Source organism: Paenibacillus sp. R14(2021), from assembly GCF_019431355.1.
Classification (GTDB): Bacteria; Bacillota; Bacilli; order Paenibacillales; family Paenibacillaceae; genus Paenibacillus_Z.
The window spans coordinates 2,299,805-2,312,378 of record NZ_CP080269.1 but is presented as its reverse complement, the minus strand read 5'-3'; the positions used below and the strand labels follow the sequence as shown (position 1 = coordinate 2,312,378).

The window sequence follows — 12,574 nt, the reverse complement described above, 5'->3', positions numbered from 1 at the left end:
GTGCCAGATGAAAGCCGGATTAATTGCAAAAGGCACGCCCTGGTCTGACCGCGCCTTCGATATTGTCGTCTACGTCGTCATTACTATTGCAACCATCGTAACGCTCTACCCGTTCTTGAACGTGCTGGCGATCTCGCTGAACGATTCCACGGACAGCGTTCGCGGGGGCATAACGATCTTCCCTAGACAGTTCACGCTCAAAAATTACGAAACGATCTTCGCATTCTCCGGCCTTATTACCGGCTTGAAAATATCGATTCTGCGTACGATCACCGGCACGATTCTTGGCTTGATCAGCGCATCCATGCTGGCCTTTACGCTCAGCAGGGTTGATTTTCAGGGCAGGAAATTCGTCTCTACGTTCCTGGCGCTCACCATGTATGTTTCAGGGGGATTGATTCCCTCCTACATCCTGATCAAGGATTTGCACATGATGGGGACCTTCGCCGTCTACGTGCTGCCGGGTCTAGTCAGCGCCTTCAACGTTTTCGTTATCCGTTCCTTCATCGACGGCATTCCGTATGCGCTTCAGGAATCCGCCAAGCTGGACGGCGCCAACGACTTTACGATTTACTGGCGGGTCATTCTGCCGCTGACGAAGCCGGCGCTTGCGACCATCGCGCTCTTCCTGGCGGTCGGGCAGTGGAATTCCTGGTTTGATACGTATCTGTACAACGGATCCCAGGATCATCTGACGACCTTGCAGTACGAGCTCATGAAGGTCATTCAGAGCACGACGACGAACGCCGATAACTTCCGCGGCCGCAACATGGTCCAAGTGATGGCATCGATCTCGCCGGAATCGGTGAAGATGGCCATTACGATCATCGTGACCGTGCCGATCCTGGTTGTCTATCCGTTCCTGCAGCGGTACTTCGTGAAGGGTATGACGCTGGGTGCTGTGAAGAGCTAAGTGCTTGCATCTGCGGTCGATGTGGGTCTTCACTCGCTGTTGTATTTCGAATTTCTGATTATGTAAGACATGTAGAGGTTGAAATTCGAATACAAAGGCGACCACTAACGTTGTTCCGACTCCACATCGACGCTCCGATTGCTTATTCACTTGCTATGTTTGTAAAGAACAATCAACGGTATCTACAGGTTTCCTGTTTATACAATATAAATTACAGATCGAAATGGGAGGGTTTGCGGTATGCAACAACGTTTCTCGAAGAAAGCATCGATTGTACTTTCATTGGTTTTGCTCTCGGGTATGCTCGCAGCTTGCGGCGGTAATGACGGAGCGAATAATGCTGCTAATGCGAATAATGCCGGCAACGGCGGTAATGCTGCAACAACGGAAGGCACGAATAACGGCGGCAATACTGCGGAACCGGCAGCAGATGATTTGTCACCGATTACATTCTCTTTCTTCGGCGAAGACCCGAACCCGAACTGGAATAAGATGCAGGACGATGTGTCCAAGGAAATTACGAAGAAAACCGGCGTAACGCTGGATGCCGAGTTCGCCGTGGGCGATCCTGCGCAGAAAGTGGCTTTGATCGCGACAAGCGGCGAATACCCGGACATCATTTCGGCGAAGGGCGACATCGGTAAATTGGTGGATGCCGGCGCTGTTATCGACCTCACGGACCTCATCGACAAGTATGCGCCGCATATCAAGAAAGTGCTCGGCGACTATATGGTTCGCGCTAAATATACGAACGACGACCAAGCGATTTATGCCATCCCGACATGGGCGGCTGCCGATGAGCAGCGTTTTGTTGCAGGCGGCGGCTTCGAGCTTCAGCACCGTGTCGTGAAGGAAGCCGGCTATCCGGAAATCCGCACGGTGCAAGATTACGAGAAGGTCATCAAGTCGTACCTGGAGAAGCATCCGACGGACGATAACGGCAACAAAAACATCGGACTTTCCTTGAACGCTGATGACTGGCATATGTATATCTCCGTGACGAACCCGGCTTTCTTGACGACAGGCGGCTCCGATGACGGCGAGTACTTCGTCAATCAAGAGACGAACGAAGTGACCTATCACTTCCGCCGTCCGGAAGAGAAAGAATATTTCAAATGGCTGAATCACATGAACGATATCGGCCTGCTAGACAAGGAAAGCTTCGTTCAGAAGTACGACCAATACAAATCCAAAGTCGCAACCGGCCGTGTCCTTGGTCTGATCGATCAAGACTGGGATTACAACGATGCACAGCAAGCGCTGAAAACAGCAGGCAAGTTCGACGAGACGTACGGTCACTATCCGGTGACACTCACAAAGGACTACAAAGACACGTCGTTCTGGCCGACAGGCTTCATGGGCGGCTACGGGATCTCGATTTCCAGCACATGTAAAGATCCGGTTCGCGCGATTAAATTCCTGGACTTCCTCGCTTCCGACGAAGGTCAAATCCTGAATAACTGGGGTATCGAAGGCAAGCACTATACGATGGAGAACGGCAAACGCGTCGTACCGAAAGAAGTACAAGACCGTATCAACAACGACAATACGGCATTCACGAAGGAATCCGGCATTGGCTTCTATTGGAACATGATGGCGCATTACGGTGACGGCGCGAAAGATCCATCCGGCAACTACTACACGAAGAACTTCCCTGAGCAGCTGGTAACCGGCTACAGCGACGTCGAGAAAGAAACGTTGGCAGCGTACAAAGCAACAACGTGGAAGGACCTGTTCCCGAAAGAAGACGAGTTCAAGGTTAAATCTTACGGCGCAGCATGGAACATCTCCATCCCGGGTGAAGACGAAGTATCGATTCTGGGCACGAAGATGAGAGATATTACATGGAAACGCATTCCGGAAGCGATCTTGGCGAAGCCTGCTGATTTCGATAAGGTATGGGATGCATACATGAAAGATCTCGACAAAGCCGGCGTTGAGAAAATGGAAGACGGCTACGAGAAATACGTGAAAGACCGCGTAGAGCTGTGGAGTGCGAGTAAATAAAGAAGTAAGCCCGGACCTCAGGTCCGGGCTTTTTTCTCCCTTAAGGATTAGTTCGCTGCCCAATGAAGCAAATCTGCCAAGTTGATGGCTTGGAAAGCAAATGCGATGCATGGGGTGGACTTGTTTATTGGGATGCCGGCCTGGAGCGGTACTCCCTCGGGGTCAAGCCGGTATGCTTGCGGAACACGCGGTTGAAGAAACTCACGTCGCCGAAGCCGGTTTCGAGCGCGATATCAAGCACCTTTTTGTCCGTGGAGAGAAGCAGGGTAGACGCATGCCGAATTTGCACGGTATGCTTATAATCAAGCAGGCTCATGCCGGCTGCTTCCTTAAACTTGGCCGTAAACGACGAGACGCTCATGCCGCTTAGCTGGCTCAACTGCTGCAAGGTGAGCGGCTGGTGATAATGCCGCTCGACGAAATGAATGATGGAATCCATCCAGGCGCGCTCGCTGACACTGGGCTGCTTGACGGCTTCGCGGTTCTCTTGATGGTAGCGGCTGAGCCAGACGAGGCACTCGATCAGGCGGGTTTTGATCAGGAGCTGATACCCGTCGCGGCGCTCTGTGAACTCCTCATAAATCGCCGCCAAATGCGATTGGATCTGAAGCTTCTGCACGGGCAGCAGCGGATGATAGGGAACGAAAGAGTGGCTTTTGCGCAGGAAAGGCAGGAGGTAGAAGAAGTTGACGAAGGACGGCAGCTGCTGGAGCACATCCATTTCACGCTGCAGGAAGGCGGCCTCGAACAGGACGTTGTAGACGACGGTATCCTTCTCGGGGGCGCATCTATAGCTGTGGTATACGTTGGGCTCGAGCACGAATACGTCGCCGGCGGCAAGCTGGTAGGTATGACCGGACATATCATGTTCGGCGCTGCCTTCCACGACAAACACAAGCTCGATAAAATCATGGGTATGCGAAGGAATGTATTCGCCCCGCTTAATGGTGTAGCGGTCGATGAAGAAAGGAAAGTCTTCCTGCTTAAAGAACATATCGCCTTTGAAAACTGTCATAGGTCCAGCATCCTTCCCCTGCTCACAGAGCAATCAGGATGATTATGACATGGCTCAGGGCGACTGTCCATGCTCGGCGCAGGAATTATACATGGAGAATCGAGAGGAGCTTGAATATGACCGATCAACACTTGAAACCGCAGATCAAAGCCTATTTGGAACGAATCGGATACACGGGACCGCTCGACGGAAGCGCTGAGGCGCTCGCTGGTTTGCAGGAGGCTCATTTGCTTGCAGTGCCTTATGAGAACCTGGATATATTGAACGGCGTGCCGTTGTCACTGAATGTAGATGCCTTATGGGACAAAATCGTCCTGCGCCGCCGCGGCGGCTACTGCTTCGAGCTTAATGCGCTGTTCGGCTGGCTGCTGAGAGAGTTAGGTTACGAAGTAACGGATCTGGTTGCGCGGTTCTGGAGGGATGAGGTTGTTTTTCCGCCGATGAGGCGGCATCATGTGCTGAAGGTTGAAGCGGAGGACGCCGCTTATCTATGCGACGTCGGCGTCGGCGGCGTCGTGCCGCGGCGGTCGCTTGTGCTGGAGGCGGATATCGAGCAGAAGCGAGGGGACGAGACCTACTGCTTCCGGCGGGATGCGCAGTTCGGTTGGTTTCTGTGCGAGCTGAAGAAGGGCGAGTGGAAGCAGGTGTATTCGTTTACGGAGGAGCAGCAGTTTGCGAGGGATTATGCGTTCGCCAGCTATTGGTGCCAGTACGCGCCGGAGTCGCCGTTCCGCGAGGAAGCGAAGCTGTCGCTGTGCACGCCGGAAGGACGCCATACCGCGGCCGGCAGGGAGATTCGGATCTTCAAGAACGGCGAAGCGACGGTGCTGACGCCGGCCACGCAGGCGGAATTCGATGCCGCGGCGGAGAAATATTTTGGCATCGTCATTCCGGCGGCAGCCGCTAACGAAGAAGAAGCGCAAGGCGAGGGCCGAGTTTAAGCCTTCACTTTGCGCATCGCGATGAACAGACGGAAGCAGAGAATTACGAATGCACACGAGCAGATGATCAGAACCAGCGTAAGCCCGTTGTGATGGATGTAGGTTTTGACCGTCTGCCATTGATCGCCGAGCAGATAGCCGATATAGATGAAGAGCGTGCTCCACACGAGCGCCCCGGAATAGGCATAGAGCATGAACGTCCGCTTCTTCAGACGCGAAATCCCTGCCATATAGGCTGTCAAATGCCGCAGTCCGGGGACGAAGAAGCCGGCAAATAACAGGACGTTTCCGTAACGGTTCATCCAGGACTGCGCGCGTTCGATTTTGGCAGCGGAGAGTCGGATGCGCGGTCCGTATTTCAAGAGGAAAGGAAGTCCCAAGCGGAAGCCGATGACATAGCTGGCGCTGATGCCGACTGCTGCGCCGAGGAAGGCGCACAGGATAACGAACGGGACAAGCAGCGTGCCGTTGCCCACGAGATAGCCTGAATAGGTAAGGAGTGCTTCATCGGGAACGGGAACGCCGACGATGCCTAGCGCGAGTGCTAGCGTCAATCCAACGTAACCGTATCGGCTAATAAGCATTTCTAAGAGGTGTTCCAAATCAGCGGCCTACTTTCTGAGGTAGTGAACTGAATATATCGTATGTAAAGGTGGAAGACAAGCCGGAAGCGGCAGAATTGTTATATGAAAATGATGAGTTTTTATATTTCTTCCCACATCGGAATGGACTATACTAGGGACGAAATCAATTTATAGAAAAAGGTGGCAACCAAAGTGACCCAAAAACTGCGTTGGGGCGTAATCGGCTGTGCCGGCATCGCGATTCGTTCCGTTATTCCAGGCATTCAGGCTTCTGATACCGGAGAATTGACAGCGATTGCAAGCCGCGGAATCGCCAAGGCCGAGGAGACTGCGGCTAAACTTGGCATTGCTAAAGCCTACGGCAGCTACGAAGAAATTCTAGCTGATCCAGATATCGATGCGATCTATATTCCGCTGCCGAATCATCTGCATATGGAATGGTCGATCCGCGCTATGGAAGCAGGCAAGCATGTACTGTGCGAGAAGCCAGTCGCAATGAATGCGCAGGAAGCGCAGCGGATGGCCGATACTGCGGCTCGGACAGGCAAGCATCTGGCTGAAGCGTTCATGTACCGCCATCATCCTCGTTACGCAGAGATCAAAGCGATCATCGACTCGGGCGAAATCGGCGAGCTGCGCGCGCTTCACGGCACGTTTACATTCAATAACGCCAGCGATGCAGCGAATGTGCGTTACCGCAGAGAATGGGGCGGCGGTTCCCTCTATGACGTCGGCTGCTATCCCATCAGCGCCGCAAGATTAATTCTTGGCGCCGAGCCGGAAGCGGCGACCGTGCATGCGCTGATCTCGCCGGAGCACGACAACGTTGATATGATGGCGACCGGTATTCTTGAATTCCCGGGCAGCGTAGCGCTTTCCTTCGATTGCGGCATGTGGGCGGATTTCCGCAATACGCTTGAAATTCTCGGTACGAACGGACGTATCGAGGTGCCTAATGCTTTTGTCGGCGATGCCGCGTATTACGTCTTCACGAAAGATGGCAAGCGCGAAGTAAAACAGCCGGAGCTGAATCAATACGCACTGCAAGCGGATGCGTTTGCCCGCAGCGTATGGGGCGAGCAGGCCGAACGGTTTACGCCAGCCGATGCCGTAGCGAATATGAAGGTCATCGATGCATGCTTGGAATCCGCGTATTCCCGTCAACGCATTACACTTTAAGAATAAAGGATGGTGTACCAGCACGATGAAACATATTCAACTTCCCGGACTAAAGCAAGGCGTTTCCCAGCTCATCATGGGGTCTGACTATTTTGCGCCTGAAGTATATGAACTGGTATGCACGAATTTGGATGCGTTTACCGCTATTGGCGGCAATACGATCGACACGGCTTACATCTATTACGGCGGCAAGAGCGAGCAGGCCATCGGCATGTGGATGGAGGAACGCAAGAACCGCGAGTCTATCAATGTATGGACCAAAGGCGGTCACCCGTCTAACGGCGTGCCGCAGGTGAATAAGCAGGCGATCTACGACGAGCTGATGGTCAGTCTTGAGCGTCTTCGCACGGATTACATCGATGTTTATGCGCTGCACCGCGACGACACGAACGTGCCGGTCGGCGAAATCGTCGATATCTTGAACGAGCATATCGATGCCGGACGCATCCGCGCATTCGGCGGCTCCAACTGGACGACCGCACGATTGCAGGAAGCGAATGCGTACGCGGCTGCAAACGGGCTGCGCGGCTTCGAGTTCAGCAGTCCGAACCTGAGCCTCGCGAAAGCGCAGGAGCCATACTGGGCAGATTGCATCAGCATCGATGGCGAGGGGCTGGCGTGGCATGAAGCTAGCGGCCTGCCGCTATTCTCTTGGTCCTCTCAGGCGCGCGGCTTCTTCACGGGAAGATTTACGCAGGAGGACCGCTCGGATGCCGATCTGGTCCGTGTATTCTACAATGACGACAATTGGGAGCGGTACCGCCGCGCCGAGCAGCTCGGCCAAGAGAAAGGCGCCTCCACGATCCAAATCGCGCTCGCATACGTGCTCAATCAATCCTTCCCTACGGCAGCGATTATCGGTCCGCGCAACGAAGCGGAGATGAAGTCGTGTCTGGAAGCTACTACTATTTCGCTCACACCGGAGGAAATCAAATGGCTGGACCTCAGAACACCTTAATTAAACTATGGCCAGAAGGCGCGCCGAATGCGGCGGGGATGACAGATGAAGACCGTCCGGCGCTTACCCCGTATTTGGTTGAAGGAAGCAAGGGAGCGGTCATCGTTTGCCCGGGCGGCGGCTACGGCATGCGCGCGGATCACGAAGGCGATCCCATTGCGCTATGGCTGAACAGCCTCGGCATCTCAGCATTCGTGCTTCGTTACCGCGTTGCGCCTTACGGCTACCCGAACGCGCTGCTGGATGCGCAGCGGGCGATTCGCTACGTGCGGCTGCATGCAGGCGAATGGGACATCGACGCAGGCAAAATCGGCATACTCGGTTTCTCGGCCGGTGGTCACCTCGTGTCAACGGCGGGCACGCATTACGATGCCGGGCGTCCCGATGCGGACGACCCGATCGAGCGCATGTCGAGTCGCCCGGACCTGCTCGTGCTCTGTTATCCGGTCATTACGATGCAATCCGCGTACACGCATGAAGGCTCGCGCGAAAATTTGCTCGGCAAGCATCCGGAGCCGGCAATGATCGAGCTGATGAGCAGCGAGCTGCAGGTGACGTCGGATACGCCGCCGACCTTTATCTGGCATACATCGGATGACGGCGCTGTGCCTGTCGAGAACGCGATGCTCTTCGCTTCGGCGCTTCGCCGCTCTGGCGTGCCGTTCGATCTGCACATCTACGAGAAGGGCCATCATGGCATGGGGCTGGCCGAGAGCGACCCTCACGTGGCGTCCTGGTCGACGGTTTGCGGCCTGTGGCTGCGGCGGTATGGGTTCTAATCTTCGAAGCTAGCAATACCTCTCTGGGACGGAAGCTGCTGTCAGGAACTTGGCAGCGCTTTCGGTTCGGGAGGTTTTTTTGCGCGGCAGAGATGTTTCTTGCGAATACGATGTGGTAATCTTATGTAGGAGTCTGACGGAAATAACGAGCATGAAGTCCTTATTCTAGTTGAGGGAGAGTTGAAATTATAATGAGCAGCAATCAAGCGTATCAAGGCACGTATCAAGGCGAACCGGCGGTATGGCTGAAATTTGGCCGTTACGAAGCTGTTATGCTACCGGAGGTTGGCGGCAATCTGATCGCATTCCGCGACGTGGAGAAGGGTTATCAGCTTCTGCATGAGCCGACCCAAGAGGAGATGGAATCGTTCAAAGCAAGACCATTCATTCATGGGATTCCGGTGCTGTTCCCGCCGAACCGCTTTGATAATGGCAAATTCCCGTGGAACGGACGCACGCTGGAGTTCCCGGTCAACGAGCCGACGACCGGTAATCACCTGCACGGTTTCGTGCACAGCGAGACGTGGACGGTGGAGGAATTCGGCAGCACGGCTAACGAAAGCTATGTGACCGTCGCGCTTAAAGTGGACGAGCAGAGCGCCGTATACCGCTATCTGCCGTTCGACTTCACGCTTCGCCTGCGTTATGCGATCAGCGAGAACGGCTTGGAGCAGCAATTTACGGTCATTAATGACGGCAAAGAAACGATGCCGTGCTTGTATGCGTTCCATACGTCGGTTAACGCGCCGTTCGTACCGGGCAATTCCGCGAAGGATTACCGCCTCAAGCTGACGATCGGTGATCGCTGGGAGCTGAGCGAGCGCATGCTGCCTACGGGCGGGTACCAGCCGCTGACGCCGGACGAGCAGCTGATGAAGGGCGAAGGCGTGTATCCGTTCTTCACTTCGCTTGACAATCATTACACGGCGGTGCCGCAGAACGGCCGCAACCGGATGGAGCTGACCGATACGCAAGCGGGCTTGACGCTCGTGTACGATGCGGGTACGTCGTACAAGCAATGGATGATCTGGAACAATGGCGCGACGGAAGGCTTCTTCTGTCCGGAGCCGCAGATCAGCCTCGTGAACGCGCCGAACACGGAGCTTCCTGCAGATGAGATCGGTTTATTCAGCCTCGCGCCGGGCGAAATTTGGCAAGAGCGCGCACGCATCTACGTGAAGTAGAGCGATAGGCAATGACAAAAGTCCGCAGCCGTGCGGCCAGCTTCCCTTAAGGAGGCCGGCCGCGGGCTGCGGACTTTTGTTTGTAAGGCGATTCGTATATGGCGGAACGCTGCAAGCTAGGTGACTGGTCTGGTCATTGACCGACCCGTGCGAAGTTCGAGTTAAGGTCTGTCTGGCTCTGCTTACGTCTTCTGAATCTTGCTTGGGTTGTTGATTTTGTACGGAACGGGGTGCTTGGTCAATTTCTTCGCGACGATCTTCGCTTCGAATGCAATCGCATCGCCGACCTCAAGCTCGAACTTCTTGAGCGTCGTGCTGTTGCTGGACCAAGCGAGGCCAACGTCGATAACAGGCTCGCCGACGATCGCCACCTGCTCGTAGATGATAACCTCGTCCTCCTCGTCGGAGAAATGGTTCGGTACCGTCGTGAATTCCTGCACGACTGCTGTGAGTTTGACCTTCTCTTCCGGGAGCTGCAGCTTGGATGACTTTTTCTTCTTCTCTTCTTTTGGGAGAGGAGGGGATTGCTCCTTTTTCGCTACAGGCGCTGGTGCTTCTGCGGCCAACTTCGGCGCAGCTTCGGCATCAGCTGCGTTGTCTTGCTGCGGCTCGGAAGCTTCGAAAGCTTCAGCCGTCTGCGGTACGGCCGGTTCAGCTGCTTCAGCGACGTCGGCCGCATCAGTCGCCGTGTCAGTCGCTTCAGCCGCCGCTGCCGACTTCTGGCCGTAGTTGGCTGCCTGCATCTCCTTCAGCAGCGAAGGATGAATGCAATGCCGCTGCTTGTTGCCGAGCTCGATGACCGCGGTCATGTCGTCTACGAGGCCGATGATTGTGCATGGCAGGGTGCTTCCGTTCTTCTTATACACAAACGATTTCGATTTCAACGCTTTGTCGGACAACAAGCTCCACTGCTTGCATTGTTCGATTAACGCCGCTTCATCCGCAAACGGGTGATAGGCGGCCGGTTCGATCGTTGCTAGATGTTCCACCTGGGTTTCCAGCCTTTCCGTGTCATTTAAAATCAGTTTACCATGTTTTGTTCGCGGTGCGAATGGATGGGAGGTGTGTCATAGCTGGCTTTTCCATTCCAATTGTCCTTTGCGGACCATGGACGGCGCCATATTGCGTACTTTCTTGAACACCCGGCCGAAGTACGTCATGTTGGAGAAACCGACAAGATCGGCGATTTCGGTAATGGGATAGTCGGTATCGCGCAGCAGCCGTTCCGCTTCCTGGACGCGGAGCATGTGCATGTATTCAATTAAGGTTTTACCGGTTACCTGCTTGAAGATTTTGCAAAAATGATTCGGGCTCAAGTTCACCAGGCGAGCGGCTTCCCCGACGCTGATCGTTTCCTGATACCGCTCGCGCAGCGTCTGGAGCAGACTCGAGAAATCGTACGGCTTCTGGATGCGAGGCAGCGATTGGGATGTGCACTGCTGGGCGAAGCGGAAGTAGAGGCCGAAGATCCGAAGCAGCTCGGCCTTCACGAGCAGCTCGTAGCCGGGCATTTTGTTCTTGAATTCCACAAGCAGGCGCGAGAATGAAGCATTCATCTCATCGATGAAAGGATCGGACTGCCGCATAAGGCTCGGCCATTTCATGTGCTGGTTCAGATAGGGAACGAAATAGTGGTGTTCCGTTATGTCGAGGCCGCTTCCGCGCACCAAAGCTTCATTGAAGACGATGCAGATGAGCTCCGTATCGGGGACGAGTCTGACCGCACCATGCAGCTGTTTCGAATTGACGAAAGCAAGCTCTCCCTTATTCAGCTGCTCGTACGAGCCGTCGATTTGCACTCTTGCCTGTCCTTCCTTGACGTAAATCCATTCAATGTGATCATGCCAATGGGGGTGGATGCCTCCGACCATGAATACATTGATGGGAAACGTGCGATCGGGGATCTGCGTATTTTCTTTGAGCGGACTGACCGTCATGGGAGTGCCTCCTCATAAGTACGATTTTACGTCAAAGATGAATGAATTCTCGAATGGTACCGTTTTATTCAAGATAGAATCATAAGATTGTACGAATATAACACAATTTCGTCCCTAGTCTCAACGGCAATCTTTCAGTACGATAAGGGCAGTGCAAAATTGAACTGAAGGGTGAGAATGCAGCACATGCAAGCTATTCGAATCGGTACACTCGTAGGCGGCAGTTCAGCAGCCAAAATCATTCCCCAAATTATCCCGCACGGCTTCGAGTCGTTCGGATTGACGTTCTGGCAAACCACGGGCGAGACGAATTTGTTCGAGCTGGCGAAGTCGGTAAGAGAGCAAATCGCGGACCACGACGTCGTCATCTCGCATCTGGGCATCTTCGGCAACCCGCTTACGGGTGCCGGCGACAATGCGGACACGCTCGCCAGCTGGGAGCGGCTGATCGATGCGGCGGAAGCGTTCGGCACGAAGCTGGTGTCCGGCTTCTCGGGGCGGATGCCCGGCAGCATCGACGAATCCATGACGCGCTTCGGCGAGGTCTTCGGCGAGCTGGCGAAACGCGCGGAATCACGCGGCATTCGGCTTGCGTTCGAGAACTGCGACATGGGCGGCACTTGGAGCAGCGGCGACTGGAACATCGCGCATAACCCAACCGCATGGGAAATGATGTTCAACGCGGTGCCGATGGATAACGTCGGCCTGCAGTGGGAGCCCTGCCATCAGATGGTCAGCCTCATCGATCCGATTCCGCAGCTTCGCAAATGGGTCGGCAAAATTTTCAACGTGCACGGCAAAGACGCCACCATTGCATGGGATATCGTGAAGGAATATGGCATTCACGGACCGCGCGAATTCGTGTGGCACCGGACGCCTGGCTTCGGCGATACGAACTGGACCGACATCATTACGATTTTGCGTCAAGCGGGTTATGCGGGCAGCATTGATATCGAGGGCTGGCATGATCCGGTCTACCGCGGCGAGCTCGAGATGACAGGACAAGTACACGGATTGAATTACTTGAAACACTGCCGCGGCGGGAATTTCGTCCCGAACCCGGTCGAATAACAGACA

General features: G+C 54.6%; 12 protein-coding genes. 8 read left to right on the top strand and 4 right to left on the bottom strand.

All coding sequences use genetic code 11. The features are described 5' to 3' along the window. The first annotated feature begins 7 nt into the window (after positions 1–7). A complete protein-coding gene (locus tag KXU80_RS10990) occupies positions 8–913 on the top strand; it encodes a carbohydrate ABC transporter permease (RefSeq protein ID WP_219838216.1) in 906 nt (301 codons plus the stop codon). A gap of 240 nt (positions 914–1,153) precedes the next feature. Continuing rightward, positions 1,154–2,920: an ABC transporter substrate-binding protein gene (locus KXU80_RS10985; protein ID WP_219838215.1), complete on the top strand. Its 1,767-nt coding sequence runs from the start codon at positions 1,154–1,156 to the stop codon at positions 2,918–2,920. A 124-nt stretch (positions 2,921–3,044) separates the two neighbouring features. On the opposite strand, the gene KXU80_RS10980 is transcribed toward KXU80_RS10985, so the two are convergent. Next, complete coding sequence (locus tag KXU80_RS10980; RefSeq protein WP_219838214.1) at positions 3,045–3,935, bottom strand: AraC family transcriptional regulator; 891 nt, start codon at positions 3,933–3,935, stop codon at positions 3,045–3,047. Between the two features lie 116 nt (positions 3,936–4,051). On the opposite strand from KXU80_RS10980, the gene KXU80_RS10975 reads away from it, so the two are divergent. Beyond that, complete coding sequence (locus KXU80_RS10975) at positions 4,052–4,876, top strand: arylamine N-acetyltransferase family protein (RefSeq protein WP_219838213.1); 825 nt, start codon at positions 4,052–4,054, stop codon at positions 4,874–4,876. Here the strand turns inward: KXU80_RS10975 and KXU80_RS10970 are convergent. Continuing rightward, positions 4,873–5,460, bottom strand: a complete 588-nt coding sequence (locus tag KXU80_RS10970) for a DedA family protein (protein WP_219838212.1) — start codon at positions 5,458–5,460, stop codon at positions 4,873–4,875. The genes KXU80_RS10975 and KXU80_RS10970 overlap by 4 nt on opposite strands. Before the next feature lie 192 nt (positions 5,461–5,652). On the opposite strand from KXU80_RS10970, the gene KXU80_RS10965 reads away from it, so the two are divergent. From KXU80_RS10965 to KXU80_RS10950, 4 genes are all read left to right on the top strand, one after another. After that, positions 5,653–6,639, top strand: coding sequence for a Gfo/Idh/MocA family protein (locus tag KXU80_RS10965; RefSeq protein ID WP_219838211.1), 987 nt, complete (start codon positions 5,653–5,655; stop codon positions 6,637–6,639). 25 nt (positions 6,640–6,664) lie between these two features. After that, complete coding sequence (locus tag KXU80_RS10960; RefSeq protein ID WP_219838210.1) at positions 6,665–7,597, top strand: aldo/keto reductase; 933 nt, start codon at positions 6,665–6,667, stop codon at positions 7,595–7,597. Then, positions 7,573–8,376, top strand: coding sequence for an alpha/beta hydrolase (locus KXU80_RS10955; protein WP_219838209.1), 804 nt, complete (start codon positions 7,573–7,575; stop codon positions 8,374–8,376). The genes KXU80_RS10960 and KXU80_RS10955 overlap by 25 nt, the downstream gene beginning before the upstream one ends. 191 nt (positions 8,377–8,567) lie before the next feature. Further along, on the top strand, positions 8,568–9,560 hold the full coding sequence (locus tag KXU80_RS10950; protein ID WP_219838208.1) for an aldose 1-epimerase: 993 nt from the start codon (positions 8,568–8,570) through the stop codon (positions 9,558–9,560). Between the two features lie 182 nt (positions 9,561–9,742). Here the strand turns inward: KXU80_RS10950 and KXU80_RS10945 are convergent, their stop codons facing one another. Together KXU80_RS10945 and KXU80_RS10940 are read right to left on the bottom strand one after the other, a co-directional pair. Continuing rightward, positions 9,743–10,549, bottom strand: coding sequence for a hypothetical protein (locus KXU80_RS10945; protein WP_219838207.1), 807 nt, complete (start codon positions 10,547–10,549; stop codon positions 9,743–9,745). A gap of 78 nt (positions 10,550–10,627) precedes the next feature. Further along, positions 10,628–11,497 (bottom strand): helix-turn-helix domain-containing protein, encoded by an 870-nt coding sequence (locus KXU80_RS10940; RefSeq protein ID WP_219838206.1) that lies wholly within the window; start codon positions 11,495–11,497, stop codon positions 10,628–10,630. 186 nt (positions 11,498–11,683) lie between these two features. Between KXU80_RS10940 and KXU80_RS10935 the strand changes: the two genes are divergently transcribed. Next, positions 11,684–12,568 (top strand): sugar phosphate isomerase/epimerase family protein, encoded by an 885-nt coding sequence (locus KXU80_RS10935; RefSeq protein WP_219838205.1) that lies wholly within the window; start codon positions 11,684–11,686, stop codon positions 12,566–12,568. The last annotated feature ends 6 nt before the right edge of the window (positions 12,569–12,574 follow it).